This window comes from Pseudomonas sp. Irchel s3f10, assembly GCF_900187515.1.
Lineage (GTDB): Bacteria > Pseudomonadota > Gammaproteobacteria > Pseudomonadales > Pseudomonadaceae > Aquipseudomonas > Aquipseudomonas tensinigenes.
In genome coordinates this window covers 89,063-108,086 of record NZ_FYDZ01000013.1, presented here as the reverse complement: position 1 = coordinate 108,086, position 19,024 = coordinate 89,063, and the positions used below count along the sequence as shown (strand labels likewise).

The following is a 19,024-nucleotide window of genomic DNA, read 5'->3' as shown; positions in this document are numbered from 1 at the left end:
TCGTCAGCGCGGCGGTAGACCGCGCTGACCGCGTGGAGTTTAGAAACCGGTCATGAACAGGCTCTGTGAAAACCATGGAGACGACGCCGGATCTGAACTGCTTCAGCGCCGGATCAAGCCGCAGGTGGGTTTCACAGAGGCTGCTAGCCGCCGGACTTCTTCGCTTTGAAACCGTGCTTGATCAGCTCAGCCAAGAGTAGCTCGACATGATCGCCCTGGATTTCGATGATGCCGTCTTTCAACGCCCCGCCGGTGCCGCAACGTTTCTTCAACGTTGTCGCCAACTCTTTGAGCGCGTCTTCAGCCAATGGCACGCCGGTGATGGTGGTCACCGTCTTGCCGCCACGGCCCTTGCTTTCACGTCGCACGCGGGCAATGCCGTCGCCGGCCGGGATCACGGTTTGTTTGCAGATACAGGCGTCCACCGGCTTGCTGCATTCCGGGCAATGACGACCTGCGTCGGTGGAAAATACCAGGCCGCCCAAGGCGGCGAAGGATGCGGCTTTTTTGGCCACCGGCAATCCTCTTGGGAGGACAAAGACTGATCGCAACCTTGGGCAAGGTCAGCGACCGCGAAGCCCCACTCAGGCAGGGGCAGCGCTACTGCACCGGATGCTTCAATAAAAGCAGGACGGTGCAGCTTGAAAAGGTCGCGCAGTGTAACGGCAAAAAACCCAATTGCTAAGTGCCAATCGGCGCCAATTTATGTGTTCTTTGCGACGTCGCTTTGCTGCGCCTTCAGATAGCGCTCCAACGCCGCCAGAGAGTCCGGGCAGTAAGGCTTTTGCTGGATTTCCTGCATGACCTGCTCGACCGGAATAAAGCGTGCTTCCAGCACTTCTTCAGGCTGCAGTTTGAGCGGGCCGTCCCATACAGCGGAAAACGCCGAACACCAAAGACGATTGCCGGTGTCTTCGAAGTAGAAATGGTCATGGGCCGTCAGCTCTACGCCGCTGACGCCCAATTCCTCTTCCAGTTCACGGGCTGCCGACTCGGCGTAGGTCTCATCCGCCTGCACCATGCCGCCTGCCGCAACATCCCAGTAGCCGGGATAAATCGCCTTGCTCAACGTGCGCCGATGTACACAAAGGTCGCCGGCGGAATTGAACAACATGATGTACGTGCCACGGCCGATCAGCCCACGCTCGCGCAGATCGGCGCGCACCAGAGCGCCGAGCAGATTGTCCTGCTCGTCGACCCAGGCGATCTGTTCGGCATCCGAGGCGGCGCGATGGGCCGCCTCTTTGGCGTTCTGGCTCATGAATCAGCCCTGATTGAGCAGTTGACGCAAATCGATCACAGCAGCGTTGGCACGGGAAATATAGTTGGCCATGACCAGCGAGTGGTTGGCCAGCACGCCGAAGCCACTGCCGTTAAGAATCATAGGACTCCAGACCGGTTCCTGCGAGGCTTCCAGCTCACGAATGATCTGACGCACGCTGACGGTAGCGTTCTTCTTCGCCAGCACATCGGCGAAGTCGACTTCGATGGCGCGCAACAGGTGCGATAGCGCCCAGGCCTGACCGCGTGCTTCGTAGAACACGTTGTCAATCTGCATCCACGGGGTCTCGACGACCTCTTCGTCAACCTGCGGCACTTCGCCGATGGCCGGCACTTCGGTTTTCAGTGCAGTGTTGAGTTTGACCCGGCCAACACTGGCCGACAGGCGTTGCGACAGCGAACCGAGACGGGTGCCAACATCGCCGAGCCAGTTGTTCAGGTTGTCGGCGCGGGCATAGAACAGCGCGTTTTTCTGGGTTGGATCGGACAGGCGCGCCTGATAACGGCTCAGGGAGTTGATGCCTTCCTGATACTCAGACTCGCTGGAAGGGAGAATCCAACTCTTGTTGTCGAAGTTGAAGCGCGGTTCGGCTTTGGCCAGATCGGCATCTTCCGCCGACTGCGACTGCGAACGGGCGAAGTCTTTGCGCAGGGCACGGGTCAGGTCACGCACCTGCACCAGTACGCCGTATTCCCAGCTTGGCGTGTTGTCCATCCACAAACCTGGCGGGAAGCGGTCATTGGAGATGTAGCCGCCCGGTTTGTTGAGCAAGGTGCCGGCAACGGTCTTCAGGGTTTCGACCGTGGTGTAGCCGATCACCATCTGCTTGCCTTCTTTCTCGGCAGCTACCTGAGCGTTTTGCGCAACCGGAAACAGCGCCGGCTCCTGGCTCCAGTACCAGCCAAGGCCAATGGTCACCAGCAGATAAATGCCGATCAGCGTGGCCAATGCACGGCTGAACAGCACCCCACCGACATAGCTGCGGGTGGCCGACTTGGGCTCGGTGGCACGTTCAGGCGCGCTGCCCGCGCGGTTTTTCCAGTCCAGCATGGCGATATCCTTTCAAATCTTGGGTTCAACGGTTCGACCACAACCATACAACAACGTGCCAAGGCCGGGCACCCGCGAGTATAGATAAGCCGCAAATCATGTGGGCCAATGACGCTTCGACGCTCACTAAGGGAATCCCCGATGCCCACGCTTCAGCCCATCGGATTGAAAACCATCGCAAAGGTCATTCACTGCACGGATAAAAGCACCACTGCCCCGTCATCCTGACCACCCAGCTTAGTCAGGGAGTGCCCGGCCTACGGGGACTTGTCAGACACCAAAGTCAAAAACAAAACCGCCCGGTCAGAAACTGAATGGTGACGCATTGCAGATTATTGACGTACGACACTCGTGTAAGGGAAAAGAGGTGCTAGCATAGAGCCACCAGTCGATCTCAGCATGCAGCCTAACTAGTAGTCAGGATATGACCGAGCCAGAAGACCCCAGCCGTGAGCGTCTCAAGCACCACTTTGCCCAGCGGGTAATTCATCAGGCACGTCAGATTCTTGAGATATGGCAGCGCCTGCAACGCAGTGAGTGGTCCACTGTCGACCTCGCCGAACTGAGCGAGGCCAACCTGCGCCTGCTGCGTTTTGCCGAGCGCTTCGAACAGCCGGAACACACTCAACTCGCGCGGCACATCAGCCAATCGCTGGAAGCAGTGGACGCCAATCGCGGCCGCCTCAGCAGCGGCCTGATCACCGATCTCAATCGCTTGATGCAGCGCTTGTCGCGCACCGGCCTGCGCCACGGCGATCAACTCGACCAGACCTTCCTGCCGCCGCTGCGTAAACCGATCTACGTGATGCTGCAGGACCACGACCGCGCCGAACGCCTGGCCAAACAACTGGAATTCTTCGGTCTGAGCGCACAGGCGTTGGACAGTGTTTCGGCCTTTCGCTCCTCGATGGGCGAGCGCCTGCCGGCAGCGATCGTCATGGACGTCGATTTCAGCGGCGCCGGCATCGGCCTGAAACTCGCCGCCGAGGCCCAGGTTGGCCTCGAAGAACCGCTGCCGCTGCTGTTCTTCAGTCTGCACGAAACCGACACGCCGACCCGTCTCGCGGCGGTGCGCGCTGGTGGCCAGGAATTTCTCACCGGCACCCTCGAAGCGTCGAGCCTGCTGGAAAAAATCGAGGTCCTCACCTGCGTCGCTCAGTACGAACCTTATAAAGTGCTGATCATCGACGATTCGCGTGCGCAAGCCTTGCACACCGAACGCCTGCTCAACAGCGCCGGCATTGTCACCCGCACCTTGATCGAACCGATTCAGGCGATGGCCGAACTGGCCGATTTCCAGCCCGACCTGATCATCCTCGACATGTACATGCCGGCCTGCACCGGCACCGAACTGGCCAAGGTGATTCGCCACAACGACCGTTATGTCAGCGTGCCGATCATCTATCTGTCGGCCGAGGACGATCTGGACAAGCAGCTCGACGCCATGAGCGAGGGTGGCGATGATTTCCTGACCAAACCGATCAAGCCGCGCCACCTGATCACCACCGTGCGCAACCGCGCCGCCCGCGCGCGCAATCTGAAAGCACGGATGGTCCGCGACAGCCTCACCGGTCTGTACAACCACACGCACATTTTGCAATTGCTTGAAGACTGCTCGTTCCGCGCCCGCCGCGAGGGCAAGCCGCTGAGCTTTGCCATGCTCGACATCGACCATTTCAAGCGGGTCAACGACAGCCACGGCCACCCGATGGGCGACCGGGTGATCAAGAGTCTGGCGCTGTTTCTCAAACAGCGTTTGCGCAAGACCGACTTCATCGGCCGCTACGGCGGTGAAGAGTTCGCCATCGTCATGCCCGACACCGATATAGAAGCCGCGCACAAAGTCCTCGACGAAATCCGCCAGCGCTTCGCCGAGATCCATTACCCAGCGCAGCCGCAGGATTTATGGTGCACCTTCAGTGCCGGCGTGGTGGAAATGCACGACGACTGCGACAGCCTGATGATGGCCAGCCAGGCCGATGAGGCGCTGTACCGCGCCAAGGGTGCCGGACGCAATCGCGTGCAGACCGCGCGCGACTCAAAGCAAAGTGCCACTTTTTCATCGGATTCCACTGATTCGGTCATAACCCTGTAACAGAACCGCAATAAATTCAGGCGCTTACCATTTCTGCCGTTGGTAGCCGTCATGCGCCTGAAGTTGCTCACCAATCTCAATACGCTGCTGCTGGTCGCCGTGTGCCTCGCACTCGGCGCCACGCTGTGGTGGTCACAAAAAGCCCTCGAACGCCCGTATCTGTTGATGGAGCGCTATCTGGGGTTGTCGCAACAATTTCAGAATGAGGTGGCGCGCAACGTCGAGGACTATCTCGCCAGCGGTGACGCCTTGCGCCTGAGCAGCGCCAGTCAGGCCCTCGATAGCCTGCGCAAAGAACTCGATGAGTTGCCGCCGACGCTGGCCGCCCCCCTGCGCCCGAGCTTGACGGGGCTGGAAGAATTCAGCAAAACCGACCTGCTCGCGGCCGGCAAACTGGCCGGAGACCCGCAAGCCTTGTTGTTGCAGGCCGAGCGCGAATTGAGCGCCAGCCTCGATCAGCTCAGCACTTACGCCAACGGTAACGCGGCTTATCTGGCACCGCTGCTCGCCGCTTCGCAGCATTTGGGCAAACTGTCGCTGGCGCGGGACAAACTGGTCAGCAGCGGGCGCAGTGAGCTGGCCGCCGATGTAGAGCGCGAGGTCAGCAACATCCGCTCGCAGGCCCAAGCGATTGATGCCCTGCCCCTGCTCGGCGTTGTCGCCAAGAGTGAATCGGGCAGCGACGACTTCGCGGCGATGATGGGCATCGAAAACACGGAAAAAACTGTCGCGGAAGATGCTGGCGTCGGCCTCAAGCGCGAACTCAACAGTTTGCTCGGACGTTATCCGGCGGAGCTTGAGCGCACCCGCGATCAGATTCAGAAGCGCACTGACCTCAGTGCCGCCACCCATCAGAAAATCGCCGCGGTGCAGCAAGCCATTGCCGGGCTGGAGCCAGTCGTGCGGGCCCAGCACGGACAAATCCAAGGTGAAGTACGCTTGATGCAAGGCGTGATGATTGGTTTGATTCTGCTGATCGCGCTGTTGATCGACACCTTGCAGCGGCGACTGGCCCGTACGCTGACCAATCTCGCGCCGGCACTATCGACCTGGGCCGAAGGCGATTTCAGCCGCGATATTCAATTGGGCAAGACCAACCGTGAACTGCACGACATTGAAGCCTCGCTCAACCGCTTGCGCGCGTATCTGGTCGATCTGGTCGGGACCATTCGCGGCAATGCCGAACAAGTCGCGGGCAGTAGCCGCACCCTGGCCGAACTGAGTAACGACTTGCACAGCGGTGCCGAACATCAGGCCGGCGACACCGCGCTGATCCGCGATTCCCTCGGCGAACTTGAAGCGACAATCCAGCAGGTTGCCGGCGATGCGCAGCAGGCCGCTGACGCCAGTCGTCATGCCGGACTGGCGGTCGAGCATGGCCAGACGGTGATTGGCCAGAGCCTGACCGGCCTGCACGCGCTGGTCGGTGAGGTTCAGGGCAACGCGCAAATGATCGAGCATCTGGCTGAAGAGTCGGCGACCATCGGCGGCGTGTTGACGGTGATTCGCTCGATTGCCGACCAGACCAATCTGCTGGCGCTGAACGCGGCGATCGAAGCGGCGCGTGCCGGGGAAATGGGTCGGGGTTTCGCCGTAGTGGCCGAAGAAGTGCGCTCACTGGCCCAGCGTACTGCCGGCGCGACTGCCGAAATTCAGACGCTGATTGCCGGCCTGCAAACCGCTGCTCGTCAATCGGTCGAAGGCATGCGCGCGCAGGTCGAACACGCCGAAGCCACCGCCAATCAGGCGCAAGCGGCGGACGGTGCGCTGGATAAAATCGTCGGCGCGATCCAGACCATTTCCGACACGGCGATCCGCATTGCTGATATCACTGCGCAGCAGAGTGGCGCGGTCAGCGAGATTCGCGATCACAGTGAGCGGATTCATCAGTTGGGTGGGGATAATCTGGTGCGTATCGGTCGTGGGCGCGAACAGGGTGAGAACCTGCTGGTATTGGGCGGGCAACTGCATACGGCCGTACAAGCCTTTCGCGTCTGATAGACCGCTATCGCGAGCAGGCTCACTCCTACAGGGAACGCATTTCAACTGTAGGAGTGAGCCTGCTCGCGATAGCGTCATTTGTATCACCGCCTATCTTGCGGAATGACCGGATCAAATCACTTGGTCACATATTTCGCGCAAACATCGGCCATCGTGCTGGCTATTGCATAGAACTGGACAGTCACAAAGTCTTTGCGGCATAGTCGCCGGGTTCTGACGATTGCTCATTCATAACAAGGACTACGCAGATGGCAACCCTACTGGTGCTGCACGGCCCCAACCTGAACCTGCTCGGCACCCGCGAACCCGGCACCTACGGTTCAACGACCCTGGCGCAGATCAATCAGGATCTGGAGCGCCGCGCCCGTGAAGCAGGCCATCATCTGCTGTATCTGCAAAGCAATGCCGAGTACGAATTGATCGACCGCATCCACGCCGCGCGCGGCGAAGGTGTCGATTTCATTCTGATCAATCCAGCAGCTTTTACACACACAAGTGTCGCATTACGTGACGCGTTGCTGGGAGTGAGCATCCCATTCATCGAAGTGCATTTGTCCAACGTGCACAAACGCGAACCTTTCCGCCATCACTCTTACTTCTCCGACGTAGCGGTGGGAGTGATCTGCGGCCTTGGCGCCAGCGGTTACCGACTGGCCCTGGAGGCTGCACTAGAACAGCTTGAAACACAGGCAACGACTTGAAATACAAGCGTTAAGCGCCCCTGACCGACCCTTGGGAGTTGATGATTCATGGATATCCGTAAAGTTAAGAAACTGATCGAATTGCTGGAAGAGTCCGGCATCGACGAGCTCGAGATCAAGGAAGGCGAAGAGTCCGTACGCATCAGCCGTCACAGCAAGACCCCGGCTCAGCAGTACTACGCGCCAGCGCCGATGCAAGCACCGGCTGCCGCACCTGTTGCTGCTCCGGTAGCTGCTGCAGCCCCGGTTGCCGCTGCCGCTCCTGCGCTGAACGGCACTGTTGCCCGTTCGCCGATGGTCGGCACCTTCTACCGTAAATCTTCGCCAACCTCGCCGTCCTTCGTTGAAGTCGGCCAGACCGTGAAGAAAGGCGACACTCTGTGCATCGTCGAAGCCATGAAGATGATGAACCACATCGAAGCTGAAACCAGCGGTGTGATCGAGTCCATCCTCGTCGAAGACGGCCAGCCGGTTGAGTACGACCAACCGCTGTTCACCATCGTTTGAACTGCGGAGAGCCTTTGATGACTGCGAAGTTGGAAAAAGTTCTGATCGCTAACCGCGGTGAGATCGCCCTGCGGATTCTGCGTGCCTGCAAAGAGATGGGCATCAAGACCGTCGCCGTTTACTCCAAGGCCGACAAAGAGCTGATGCACCTGGGTCTGGCAGACGAATCCGTCTGCATCGGCCCGGCGTCTGCCGCTCAGTCCTACCTGCACATCCCGGCCATCATCGCTGCCGCTGAAGTGACTGGCGCTACCGCCATTCACCCAGGCTACGGTTTCCTCGCGGAAAACGCCGATTTTGCCGAGCAGGTCGAGAACTCCGGCTTCGCCTTCATCGGCCCGAAAGCCGAAACCATTCGCCTGATGGGCGACAAGGTTTCGGCCAAGCACGCGATGATCGAAGCAGGCGTGCCTACCGTTCCAGGCTCCGACGGCCCGTTGCCGGAAGACGAAGAAACGGCGCTGCGCATCGGTCGTGAAGTCGGCTACCCGGTGATCATCAAAGCCGCTGGCGGCGGTGGTGGTCGCGGCATGCGTGTTGTGCACAAGGAAGAAGACCTGATCGCCTTCGCCAAACTGACCCGCACCGAGGCTGGCGCGGCGTTCGGCAACCCGATGGTGTATCTGGAAAAATTCCTGACCAATCCACGTCACGTGGAAGTGCAGGTTCTTTCCGACGGCCAGGGTCATGCGATCCATCTGGGCGACCGCGATTGCTCGCTGCAACGTCGTCACCAGAAGGTTCTCGAAGAAGCGCCGGCACCGGGCATCGACGAGAAGGCGCGCGAGGAAGTACTGGCTCGTTGCGTCAAGGCGTGCATCGACATCGGTTACCGTGGCGCCGGGACTTTCGAGTTCCTCTACGAGAACGGTCGTTTCTACTTCATCGAAATGAACACCCGTGTTCAGGTGGAGCACCCGGTTTCGGAAATGGTCACCGGTATCGACATCGTCAAGGAGATGCTCAGCATCGCCGCTGGCAACAAGCTGTCGTTCACGCAGGATGACGTGGTAATCCGCGGTCACTCGCTGGAATGCCGGATCAACGCTGAAGACCCGAAAACCTTCATGCCGAGCCCGGGTACGGTCAAGCATTTCCACGCGCCAGGCGGCAACGGCGTTCGCGTCGATTCGCACCTGTACAGTGGCTATGCCGTTCCGCCGAACTACGACTCGCTGATCGGCAAGCTGATCACTTACGGCGCGACCCGCGACGAAGCCATGGCCCGCATGCGCAATGCCCTGGACGAAATCGTGGTTGACGGGATCAAGACCAACATCCCGCTGCACCGTGATCTGGTTCGTGACGAAGGCTTCTGCAAGGGCGGTGTGAACATTCACTACCTCGAGCACAAGCTGGCTGGCGAGAAGCACTAAGCTTCAACCCGCACCAGACAAAGCCGCCTTCGGGCGGCTTTGTTGTTTCTGCGGGTTTCAAAAGCCCCTGTGGAAGCGAGCCTGCTCGCGATGAGGCTGGCACATTCAGCATTTATGTTGACGGCAACATCGCCATCGCGAGCAGGCTCACTCCTACAAGGGATTGGCGCTACAAATCCAGCTCCCACAAACCGCCTGCGCTCGCGTAAACTTGCGCGCTTCTCGCCGGCCGCTAGGCTGCAATCAATATTTTTCAAAGGTGCCCGCCATGCCTTGGCTGCAAGTACGTCTCGCCATCAGCCCGGAACAAGCCGAAACCTACGAAGACGCTTTCCTTGAAGTGGGCGCCGTGTCGGTGACCTTCATGGACGCCGAAGATCAGCCGATCTTCGAGCCGGAACTCAATACCACCCCGCTGTGGGCGCACACGCATCTGCTCGCGCTGTTCGAAGGCGGCACTGAACCGGCACCGGTTCTGGCCCATCTGGAACTGCTGACCGGCAGCCCGTTGCCCGAGCATCACAGCGAAGTCATAGAAGATCAGGACTGGGAACGCAGCTGGATGGACGGTTTTGAGCCGATGCGCTTCGGCCAGCGCCTGTGGATCGTGCCGAGCTGGCACGCTGCGCCGGAGCCTGATGCGGTCAACCTGCTGCTGGATCCGGGTCTGGCGTTCGGCACCGGCACTCACCCGACCACCGCGCTGTGCCTGGAATGGCTCGACGGTCAGGACCTGAAAGACTGCAACGTACTGGATTTCGGCTGCGGCTCGGGGATTCTGGCCATCGCCGCCCTGCTGCTCGGCGCGAAAGAAGCGGTCGGCACTGACATCGACGTGCAGGCGCTGGAAGCATCCCGCGACAACGCCGGGCGCAACAACATTGCCGACGAACTGTTCCCGCTGTACCTGCCGGAAGATCTGCCGCAGGTTCAAGCCGACGTGCTGGTCGCGAACATTCTCGCCGGCCCGCTGGTTTCGCTGGCGCCGCAACTGTCCGCGCTGGTCAAGTCCGGTGGCCGTCTGGCGCTGTCGGGCATTCTCGCCGAGCAAGGTGAGGAAGTCGCCGCCGCTTATGCGCAGGACTTTGACCTCGACCCGATCGCCAACCGCGATGGCTGGGTGCGCATCACTGGCCGTCGGCGCTAATATGTCCGTCTGCATAATCCGGATCGCCGCATGACCGACAGTTTCGTCACCCAGTGCCCGCATTGCCAAACCAGTTTCCGCGTCAGCCATGCTCAATTGAGCGTGGCCCGCGGGGTGGTTCGCTGCGGCTCCTGCCTGCAAGTGTTCAACGCCGCCAAACAGCTGCTGGAGCAACACGCCGGCAAGGACGCGGTGACACCGGTTGCACCGTCGGTTGTCGAGCCGCCGCCGATTATCGAGGCCCCGCCGGTTGTCCAGGCGCCGGCCATCGTCGAACAGCCCGCGCCGCGTGCCATCAGCCAAAAGCAGTGGAGCGCGTCCGAACTGGATCTCGACAGCCTCGATCTGGACGAAGAACTGGCCCGCCTCGAACAACGGGAAATCCAGCCGACCACCGAATTCGGTCGTCCACGCGAAGATGCCCTGAGCGCACGCCGCGACACCCCTGAACCGGATGAAACGCTCTGGCGCGACAGTCTGTTCAGCGAGCGCGCCGATGAACACACGGCTGAGCCCGAGGACGACGAGGCAGAAATCGCCGACATCGAACCGGTCAAATCCGAGCGAACCGAACCTTCGCTATCGCTGGAACCGGTGGATCTGGATGACGAACCGGCAATCCCGCATCTGCGCCTGCACGACCCGATCGACCCGAATGCCCGCCGCGAGCGCTTGTCGGCCAGCGACGAAAGCGCTGACGACGACTTGCCATCGATCGAGCCGCTGCGCAAAAAACGTGAGCGCGCAGAACCCGGCGTACGCGCCGAAGTGCTGCAGGACCTGACCGACGACCCGCTGCAACTGGACTGGCAGAAACGCCGCTCGCCGTGGGGTCGTCGCTTGCTTTGGCTGGTGTTGGTCTTGCTGGCGGCAGGCGGACTGGCTGCCCAGTACATCTCCTATCATTTCGATGAGCTGGCCCGGCAGGATCAATACCGCCCGTGGTTCCAGCAAATCTGCCCGCAGATCGGCTGCACGGTGCCGTCCAAAGTGGACATCGCCCGAATCAAGAGCAGCAACCTGGTGGTGCGCAGCCATCCGGAGTTCAACGGTGCGCTGGTGGTCGACGCAATCATCTATAACCGCGCGACATTCTCCCAGCCATTTCCATTGCTGGAGCTGCGCTTTGCCGACCTCAACGGCCACCTGATCGCCAGTCGTCGCTTCAAACCCGGCGAATACCTCAGAGGTGATCTCGAAGGTCTGGCGGAAATGCCGCCGCAGACGCCGATCCACATTGCGCTGGACATTCTCGATCCAGGCCCGAAGGCGGTGAACTACAGCCTGAGTTTCCACTCGCCCGAGTGAGTCGCTTCATCGTTTCTGAATTGACGACGGTTTTCTGACTTTGCCACCCACAACCAAACCTGTGGCGATAACAGAATAACTGTTCAGATTTTGTTCAATTCAGCCTTTATCCAGTCATCGAGAGCGGGTATCATGCCAACCCTTTTTCGAACTCTCATGATCCGGCCCCACTTCAGGGAAGTCCTATGTCGGCGGTACGCATCGGCCCATACACATTGCAGAACGGCTTGATTCTCGCCCCGATGGCGGGGGTCACCGATCAGCCCTTTCGTCAGCTGTGCAAGCGTCTGGGCGCAGGGCTTGTTGTCTCGGAAATGGTCACCAGCGACATGAGCCTGTGGAACACCCGCAAGTCGCGCATGCGCATGATCCACGAAGGCGATCCCGAGCCACGCTCGGTACAGATTGCCGGTGGCGACGCGCAGATGCTGGCGAACGCGGCCCGGGCCAACGTCGAACTGGGCGCACAGATTATTGATATCAACATGGGTTGCCCGGCAAAGAAGGTCTGCAACAAGGCCGCCGGTTCCGCGTTGTTGAAAGATGAAGCACTGGTGACCGAGATCCTGCATGCCGTTGTGACGGCGGTTGATGTGCCGGTCACCCTGAAGATCCGCACCGGCTGGGATCGCGACAACAAGAACGGTCTGACCGTGGCGAAGATCGCCGAGCAGGCCGGCATTACGGCGCTGGCAGTGCATGGCCGCACTCGCGCCGATCTGTACAAGGGTGAAGCCGAATACGACACGATTGCCGCGATCAAGCAGGCCGTGTCGATCCCGGTGTTTGCCAATGGCGATATCGATTCGCCGGAAAAGGCCCGTTACGTGCTCGACGCGACCGGTGCCGATGGCCTGTTGGTAGGCCGCGCTGCCCAAGGGCGGCCATGGATTTTTCGCGAGATCGATCATTACCTGCGCACAGGCGAGAAATTGCCGGCACCGGAACTGATCGAGGTGGAACACATACTGCTAGAGCATCTGGCCGCACTTCACGCTTTCTATGGGGATGTGATGGGCGTGCGCATTGCGCGCAAGCATGTGGGCTGGTATCTCGCAACCTTGCCGGGCGCCAGGGAGTTTCGCGCCCACTTCAATCGTTTGGATGGTACGGAAACACAATGCGCCAACGTTCGGGAGTTCTTCGCCGAGCGTTACAAGAGCCTGACAGGGGACGAAGAAGGGGTGGCCGCATGACGATGATGACCGAGACTTTAGTGAGTGGAACAGCACCCGTGAGCGACAACGTGAATTTGAAACAGCACCTCAATACTCCGAGCGAAGAAGGTCAGACCCTTCGCGGGAGTGTCGAGAAGGCGCTGCACAATTATTTCGCCCACCTTGAGGGCGCGTCCGTCACGGATGTGTACAACTTGGTGCTCTCCGAAGTCGAGGCGCCCCTGCTCGAAAGCGTGATGAACTACGTCAAGGGCAACCAGACCAAGGCCAGTGAGCTGCTGGGACTTAACCGCGGCACGCTGCGCAAGAAACTCAAGCAGTACGATCTGCTGTAAGCATTCAATCAAACCAGAAAGGCGCCCGCGTAAAAAACGGTCGCCTTTTTTGCTGACTTCCTTTGCTTTTGATGGAAATTGAGATGACCGACCAGACTACCCGCCTGCCGATCCGCCGCGCCTTGATCAGCGTTTCCGACAAGACCGGGATCCTCGAATTCGCCAAGGAGCTTGAAGCCCTGGGCGTCGAGATCCTCTCCACCGGCGGGACGTTCAAGCTGCTGCGCGACAACGGTGTTGCCGCAGTGGAAGTCGCGGATTACACCGGTTTCGCCGAGATGATGGACGGTCGGGTGAAAACCCTGCACCCGAAAATCCACGGCGGCATCCTCGGTCGTCGCGGTATCGACGACGCGATCATGAGCGAGCACGGCATCAAGCCGATCGATCTGGTTGCAGTCAACCTGTACCCGTTCGAAGCCACCATCAACAAGCCAGGCTGCGACCTGCCGACTGCCATCGAAAACATCGACATCGGCGGCCCGACCATGGTCCGTTCGGCAGCGAAAAACCATAAAGACGTAGCGATCGTGGTAAATGCCAGCGATTACGCCAGCGTGCTCGAAGGCCTCAAGGCCGGCGGCCTGACCTACGCTCAGCGTTTCGACCTGATGCTCAAGGCTTTCGAACACACCGCCGCCTACGACGGCATGATCGCCAACTACATGGGCACCGTGAACCAGGCCGCTGAAACCCTGAGCACTGAAGGCCGCAGCGAATTCCCGCGCACCTTCAACAGCCAGTTCATCAAGGCCCAGGAAATGCGCTACGGCGAGAACCCGCACCAGAGCGCGGCGTTCTACGTTGAGGCCAAGCCTGCCGAAGTCGGCATCGCCACTGCGACCCAACTGCAAGGCAAAGAGCTGTCGTACAACAACGTCGCCGACACCGACGCCGCGCTGGAATGCGTGAAGAGCTTCGTCAAGCCAGCCTGCGTGATCGTCAAGCACGCCAATCCATGCGGCGTGGCAGTCAGCCCGGACGCTGAAGGCGGCATCCGTCAGGCCTATGAACTGGCTTACGCCACCGATACCGAATCGGCGTTCGGCGGCATCATTGCCTTCAACCGTGAACTGGATGCCGAGACCGCCAAAGCGATCGTCGAGCGTCAGTTCGTTGAAGTGATCATCGCCCCGAGCGTCAGCGAAGAAGCTCGCGCCATCGTTGCAGCCAAAGCCAACGTGCGCCTGCTGGCCTGCGGCGAGTGGTCGGCTGACCGCGCTGCTGCGTGGGATTACAAGCGTGTCAACGGCGGTTTGCTGGTGCAGAGCCGTGACATCGGCATGATCAGCGCCGATGACCTGAAAGTCGTGACCAAACGCGCGCCGACCGAACAGGAAATCCACGACCTGATCTTCGCCTGGAAAGTCGCCAAGTACGTTAAGTCCAACGCCATCGTCTACGCCAAGAACCGTCAGACCATCGGTGTCGGCGCTGGCCAGATGAGCCGCGTAAACTCGGCGCGTATTGCCGCGATCAAGGCTGAGCACGCTGGCCTGCAAGTGGCCGGTTCGGTGATGGCCTCCGACGCGTTCTTCCCGTTCCGCGACGGCCTGGACAATGCGGCCAAGGTCGGTATCACTGCGGTGATCCAGCCGGGTGGTTCGATGCGTGATGCTGAAGTGATTGCTGCTGCTGACGAAGCCGGCATCGCGATGGTATTCACCGGCATGCGCCACTTCCGTCACTGATACACGGCAGCTACAAGTCTCAAGCTGCAAGCTGCAAGAAAGAGCAGACCGGTGTCGCTCCTTCTTGCAGTTGCAGCCTTATTAATTCAGAGCAATAAGCTGTAGTTAAGAGCCACACATTCGCTCTTGCTTGCAGCTTATAGCTTGCAGCTTTCTCCGAAGGAGTCTCTCTTTGAACGTTTTGATCATTGGCAGCGGTGGCCGTGAACACGCCCTGGCCTGGAAAGTGGCTCAGGATCCGCGCGTGCAGAAGGTTTTCGTTGCACCGGGCAACGCTGGCACCGCCATTGAAGCCAAGTGCGAAAACGTCGCCATCGACGTGCTGGCGCTTGAGCAACTGGCCGACTTCGCCGAGAAAAACGTTGCCCTGACCATCGTTGGTCCGGAAGTGCCACTGGTGGCTGGCGTCGTCGACCTGTTCCGCTCACGTGGTCTGGACTGCTTCGGCCCGACCGCCGGTGCTGCGCAACTGGAAGGCTCGAAAGCCTTCACCAAGGATTTCCTGGCACGCCACAAGATCCCGACCGCCGACTACCAGAACTTCACCGAGATCGAGCCGGCTCTGGCTTATCTGCGTGAAAAAGGCGCACCGATCGTGATCAAGGCCGATGGCCTGGCCGCCGGTAAAGGCGTGATCGTCGCCATGACTTTGGCTGAAGCCGAAGACGCCGTGCGTGACATGCTCGCTGGCAACGCTTTCGGTGACGCCGGTTCGCGTGTGGTGATCGAAGAGTTCCTCGACGGCGAAGAAGCTTCGTTCATCGTTATGGTCGACGGCAAGAATGTGCTGCCGATGGCCACCAGCCAGGACCACAAGCGTGTTGGCGACGGCGACAGCGGCCCGAACACGGGCGGCATGGGTGCTTACTCCCCTGCCCCGGTGGTCACCGCCGACGTGCACCAGCGCGTGATGGATCTGGTGATCTGGCCGACCGTGCGCGGCATGGCCGAGGAAGGCAATGTCTACACCGGTTTCCTTTATGCCGGTCTGATGATCGACAAGGCCGGTAACCCGAAAGTCATCGAGTTCAACTGCCGCTTCGGCGATCCGGAAACCCAACCGGTGATGCTGCGTCTGCAATCGAGCCTGGTGCTGCTGGTCGAAGCCGCGCTGGCGCAAGCGCTGGACAAGGTTGAAGCACAGTGGGATCCACGCCCGAGCGTCGGCATCGTGCTGGCTGCTGGCGGCTACCCGGGCGACTACGCCAAGGGCGCCGCGATCAATGGTCTCGATGCTGCGGCGAAGCTGGAAGGCAAAGTCTTCCACGCCGGCACCGCACTGAAAGACGCTCAGGTTGTCACTGCCGGTGGTCGCGTGCTCTGCGCCACGGCAATGGGCGCCAGCGTCGGTGAAGCGCAGCAGCAAGCCTACAAGCTGGCGGCAGTCATCGACTGGGAAGGCTGCTTCTACCGCAAGGACATTGGCTACCGCGCCATTGCCCGTGAACGTGGCGAAACCCAGGAATAAGCTGTCGTTGTAGCCCGGCGAGGAATGCCATTCCCTGCCGGGCTGTTCCACCGTCGCGCATCGTTATATTCTGGCATCAACCTACGAAGGGATTTCGCCGTGCGCTGGCTCAGGATTGCCATAAGCTTCACCGTCACGTTGCTGACCTTGCTCTGCATGCTCCCGGCCCAGGCCGCGCAAGGCAGTGGCTGGTCGGTATTGCTCGACGATCAGGGCAATCTGCAACTGAGCGACATCCGCTCCGCTCGCTACACCAATCAATTCAGCCCCATCGACCTTGACCGCCTCACCGCGTCCGCGCCCGATGGCGCCCTGTGGCTGCGTTTCCGGCTGGCACCGGGCAAGCACGAACAAGTGCTGCGCATCTTTGCCCCCGACCTGTCACAGCTCAATCTCTACGTGCTCGACGGCAACCAGCTGATCGAGCAACGCAACACCGGCACCGACCAGCCGCAGGCCGAACGGCCGTTGCCGAGCAGCGACTTCATGCTGCCGTTGCCACAGAGCGACAAACCCCTCGATGTCTATCTGCGCATGGTCTCCGACCATCAGTTGCGCCCGCACGTCACCCTGCAATCGGCGGTGATGAGCGCGGCCAACCACAATCAGACGCTGGTCTTCGGTTTGCTGTTCGGCTGCCTCGCCATGCTGCTGTTGCACAATCTGGTGCGCTACGCCTATTCCCGCTCGCGCAGCAGCTTGTGGCTGGCGGTCTGCGAAGGCCTGTTGGGCCTCAGCCTTTTGCTGCTGCTCAATCTCGCCGGCCCGTGGCTGCCGAACTGGCACGCGATCCAGACACCGGGCGCCTATCTGGCCCTACTGCTGACCGCACCGGCCGGGTTGATGTTTGCGTTGCGCTTCTTCGCCCCGCTTGGTCCGCACCCGCTGAACAAACTGTTGCTGGGCGACATTCTGTTTATCGTGACCTGCAGCCTGTTGTTGCTGTTCGTCAACACCCTGCCGCTGAACATCATCACTTATGCACTGGTGGCCCTGGCCGGCCTGAGCATGTTGTTTGTCGCGTTCTATCACTGGCAGAAGGGTTATCGCCCGGCGCGTTTGTTCGTCGCGGCGATGGTGGTGTTCAACATCGGCACATTGATCATTCTTCCCGCCTTGCTGGGGCTGACACTGGTGTCGCCGCAAGGCTTGATCATGACCCTGATGGCGTTCATCTGCATCAGCGGTCTGTTGATGAGCATCGCCCTGGGCGAGCGCCAGCGCAGCATCACCGAAAGCCGCTTCAGCGTCAGCCGCGATCTCGCCGCAAGCAATGCCGAGATCAACGCCAAAGCCGAATTCCTCGCCAAGATCAGCCACGAAATCCGCACGCCCATGAACGGCGTGCTGGGCATGACCGAGCTACTGCTGGGCACACCGCTGTCGGTCAAGCAACGCGACTACGTGCAGACCATCCACAGCGCCGGCAACGAACTGCTGACGCTGATCAACGAGATCCTCGACATCTCCAAGCTCGAATCCGGGCAGATCGAACTGGACGACGTGCAGTTCGACCTCAATGCCTTGATCGATGACTGCCTGAGCATCTACCGCGCCAAGGCCGAGCAGCAGAATGTCGAACTGATCAGCTTTATCCAGCCGCAAGTGCCACGGGTGATCAGCGGTGACCCGACGCGCCTGCGCCAGACCCTGCTAAGCCTGCTGGAGAACGCCCTGAAGAAAACCGACGAGGGCGAAGTACTGATCGTCGTCGCCCTCGATGAGCGCAGCAGCAAACCGCGCCTGCGCATTGCCGTGCAGGACAGCGGCCAGCCAATGGAGCAGGAAGAGCGTGATGCCTTGATGCACGCCGAACTGCACAGCAAGCATTTCCTCTCGGCCAATCGCCTGGGCGGCAATCTGGGGCTGGTGATCGCACGGCAATTGATTCGTCTGATGCATGGTGAGTTCGGCATCAAGAGCGGCACCACTCAGGGCAGCACCTTGTGGCTGACCTTGCCACTGGATCCGGATCGCCTCGAACATCCGACCTCCGACCTCGACAGTCCGCTGCAAGGCGCACGGGTGCTGGTGGTCGATGACAACGACACTTGCCGCAAAGTACTGGTCCAGCAATGCAGTGCCTGGGGCTTGAACGTCAGCGCCGTGCCATCAGGCAAAGAAGCGCTGGCACTGTTGCGCACCAAGGCGCACTTGCGTGATTACTTTGATGTGGTGTTGCTCGATCAGAACATGCCGGGCATGACCGGCATGCAACTGGCGGCCAAGATCAAGGAAGACCCGAGTCTGAATCACGACATCTTGCTGATCATGCTTACCGGCATCAGCAATGCGCCAAGCAAAATCATTGCGCGCAACTCGGGGATCAAACGCATCCTCGCCAAACCGGTGGCCGGCTACACCCTCAAGACGACGCTCGCCGATGAACTGAACCAGCGCAACAAAGGCCAGGTGGTGTTCCAGCCGCAAGTGGTCAGCCCGGCCACGGCGGCGAAAGTGCCAAGCGATTTCCGCATCCTCGTTGCCGAAGACAATACGATTTCGACCAAAGTGATTCGCGGCATGCTCGGCAAGCTCAATCTGCAACCGGACACCGCCAGCAATGGCGAGGAAGCGCTGCAAGCGATGAAGGCGCAACGCTACGATCTGGTGCTGATGGACTGCGAAATGCCGATACTCGACGGTTTCTCCGCGACCCAGCAATTGCGCGCATGGGAAGTCAGTAACCAACGCATTCGCACGCCCATCGTGGCATTGACGGCGCACATTCTCGCCGAGCACAAAGAGCGCGCGCGCCAGGCCGGGATGGACGGGCACATGTCCAAGCCCGTCGAGCTGTCGCAGTTGCGCGAGCTGATCGAGCACTGGGTCGCCCAGCGTGATCAGCAGAACCGGACAGCCTCGACGTTCTGAGTTGTCCTGGT

General features: G+C 60.3%; 15 protein-coding genes. 12 read left to right on the top strand and 3 right to left on the bottom strand.

Features of this window, described 5'->3' with window-relative positions; translation table 11 throughout:
• Positions 1-143 precede the first annotated feature (143 nt).
• The 3 genes from CKW17_RS23340 to CKW17_RS23330 form a co-directional block, all read right to left on the bottom strand.
• Positions 144-515 (bottom strand): translation initiation factor Sui1, encoded by a 372-nt coding sequence (locus tag CKW17_RS23340; RefSeq protein WP_007914613.1) that lies wholly within the window; start codon positions 513-515, stop codon positions 144-146.
• A gap of 188 nt (positions 516-703) precedes the next feature.
• Positions 704-1,261 carry an NUDIX hydrolase gene (locus CKW17_RS23335; RefSeq protein ID WP_095121956.1) on the bottom strand — a complete coding sequence of 186 codons (558 nt, stop codon included), beginning with the start codon at positions 1,259-1,261 and terminating at the stop codon, positions 704-706.
• A 3-nt stretch (positions 1,262-1,264) separates the two neighbouring features.
• Positions 1,265-2,332, bottom strand: coding sequence for a DUF2333 family protein (locus CKW17_RS23330; RefSeq protein WP_095121954.1), 1,068 nt, complete (start codon positions 2,330-2,332; stop codon positions 1,265-1,267).
• Between the two features lie 424 nt (positions 2,333-2,756).
• Between CKW17_RS23330 and gcbA the strand changes: the two genes are divergently transcribed.
• From gcbA to CKW17_RS23270, 12 genes are all read left to right on the top strand, one after another.
• Positions 2,757-4,427: a diguanylate cyclase GcbA gene (gcbA, locus tag CKW17_RS23325; protein WP_095121952.1), complete on the top strand. Its 1,671-nt coding sequence runs from the start codon at positions 2,757-2,759 to the stop codon at positions 4,425-4,427.
• A 51-nt stretch (positions 4,428-4,478) separates the two neighbouring features.
• Positions 4,479-6,425: a methyl-accepting chemotaxis protein gene (locus tag CKW17_RS23320; protein ID WP_095121950.1), complete on the top strand. Its 1,947-nt coding sequence runs from the start codon at positions 4,479-4,481 to the stop codon at positions 6,423-6,425.
• Between the two features lie 251 nt (positions 6,426-6,676).
• Complete coding sequence (aroQ, locus tag CKW17_RS23315; RefSeq protein WP_007914604.1) at positions 6,677-7,129, top strand: type II 3-dehydroquinate dehydratase; 453 nt, start codon at positions 6,677-6,679, stop codon at positions 7,127-7,129.
• 48 nt (positions 7,130-7,177) lie between these two features.
• Complete coding sequence (gene accB / locus CKW17_RS23310; RefSeq protein ID WP_095121948.1) at positions 7,178-7,636, top strand: acetyl-CoA carboxylase biotin carboxyl carrier protein; 459 nt, start codon at positions 7,178-7,180, stop codon at positions 7,634-7,636.
• 17 nt (positions 7,637-7,653) lie between these two features.
• Positions 7,654-9,012, top strand: a complete 1,359-nt coding sequence (accC, locus tag CKW17_RS23305) for an acetyl-CoA carboxylase biotin carboxylase subunit (protein ID WP_038360556.1) — start codon at positions 7,654-7,656, stop codon at positions 9,010-9,012.
• A gap of 268 nt (positions 9,013-9,280) precedes the next feature.
• Positions 9,281-10,159 (top strand): 50S ribosomal protein L11 methyltransferase, encoded by an 879-nt coding sequence (gene prmA / locus CKW17_RS23300; RefSeq protein WP_095121946.1) that lies wholly within the window; start codon positions 9,281-9,283, stop codon positions 10,157-10,159.
• Between the two features lie 30 nt (positions 10,160-10,189).
• Positions 10,190-11,467, top strand: coding sequence for a DUF3426 domain-containing protein (locus CKW17_RS23295; RefSeq protein ID WP_095121944.1), 1,278 nt, complete (start codon positions 10,190-10,192; stop codon positions 11,465-11,467).
• Between the two features lie 185 nt (positions 11,468-11,652).
• Positions 11,653-12,663: a tRNA dihydrouridine synthase DusB gene (dusB, locus tag CKW17_RS23290; protein ID WP_095121942.1), complete on the top strand. Its 1,011-nt coding sequence runs from the start codon at positions 11,653-11,655 to the stop codon at positions 12,661-12,663.
• Complete coding sequence (fis, locus tag CKW17_RS23285; protein WP_003221275.1) at positions 12,660-12,980, top strand: DNA-binding transcriptional regulator Fis; 321 nt, start codon at positions 12,660-12,662, stop codon at positions 12,978-12,980. Before dusB ends, fis begins: the two co-directional genes overlap by 4 nt.
• 83 nt (positions 12,981-13,063) lie before the next feature.
• Complete coding sequence (gene purH, locus CKW17_RS23280) at positions 13,064-14,671, top strand: bifunctional phosphoribosylaminoimidazolecarboxamide formyltransferase/IMP cyclohydrolase (protein ID WP_007914589.1); 1,608 nt, start codon at positions 13,064-13,066, stop codon at positions 14,669-14,671.
• Between the two features lie 172 nt (positions 14,672-14,843).
• Positions 14,844-16,139, top strand: coding sequence for a phosphoribosylamine--glycine ligase (purD, locus tag CKW17_RS23275; RefSeq protein WP_095121939.1), 1,296 nt, complete (start codon positions 14,844-14,846; stop codon positions 16,137-16,139).
• A gap of 99 nt (positions 16,140-16,238) precedes the next feature.
• Positions 16,239-19,013 carry a hybrid sensor histidine kinase/response regulator gene (locus tag CKW17_RS23270; protein WP_095121937.1) on the top strand — a complete coding sequence of 925 codons (2,775 nt, stop codon included), beginning with the start codon at positions 16,239-16,241 and terminating at the stop codon, positions 19,011-19,013.
• Positions 19,014-19,024: the final 11 nt, after the last annotated feature.

Excerpts from the sequence above, each read along its gene's own strand:
- CKW17_RS23335 (WP_095121956.1), bottom strand. The coding sequence starts at position 1,261 with ATGAGCCAGAACGCCAAAGAGGCGGCCCATCGCGCCGCCTCGGATGCC.
- CKW17_RS23330 (WP_095121954.1), bottom strand. The coding sequence starts at position 2,332 with ATGCTGGACTGGAAAAACCGCGCGGGCAGCGCGCCTGAACGTGCCACC.
- gcbA (WP_095121952.1), top strand. The coding sequence starts at position 2,757 with ATGACCGAGCCAGAAGACCCCAGCCGTGAGCGTCTCAAGCACCACTTT.
- CKW17_RS23320 (WP_095121950.1), top strand. The coding sequence starts at position 4,479 with ATGCGCCTGAAGTTGCTCACCAATCTCAATACGCTGCTGCTGGTCGCC.
- aroQ (WP_007914604.1), top strand. The coding sequence starts at position 6,677 with ATGGCAACCCTACTGGTGCTGCACGGCCCCAACCTGAACCTGCTCGGC.
- accB (WP_095121948.1), top strand. The coding sequence starts at position 7,178 with ATGGATATCCGTAAAGTTAAGAAACTGATCGAATTGCTGGAAGAGTCC.
- accC (WP_038360556.1), top strand. The coding sequence starts at position 7,654 with ATGACTGCGAAGTTGGAAAAAGTTCTGATCGCTAACCGCGGTGAGATC.
- prmA (WP_095121946.1), top strand. The coding sequence starts at position 9,281 with ATGCCTTGGCTGCAAGTACGTCTCGCCATCAGCCCGGAACAAGCCGAA.
- CKW17_RS23295 (WP_095121944.1), top strand. The coding sequence starts at position 10,190 with ATGACCGACAGTTTCGTCACCCAGTGCCCGCATTGCCAAACCAGTTTC.
- dusB (WP_095121942.1), top strand. The coding sequence starts at position 11,653 with ATGTCGGCGGTACGCATCGGCCCATACACATTGCAGAACGGCTTGATT.
- fis (WP_003221275.1), top strand. The coding sequence starts at position 12,660 with ATGACGATGATGACCGAGACTTTAGTGAGTGGAACAGCACCCGTGAGC.
- purH (WP_007914589.1), top strand. The coding sequence starts at position 13,064 with ATGACCGACCAGACTACCCGCCTGCCGATCCGCCGCGCCTTGATCAGC.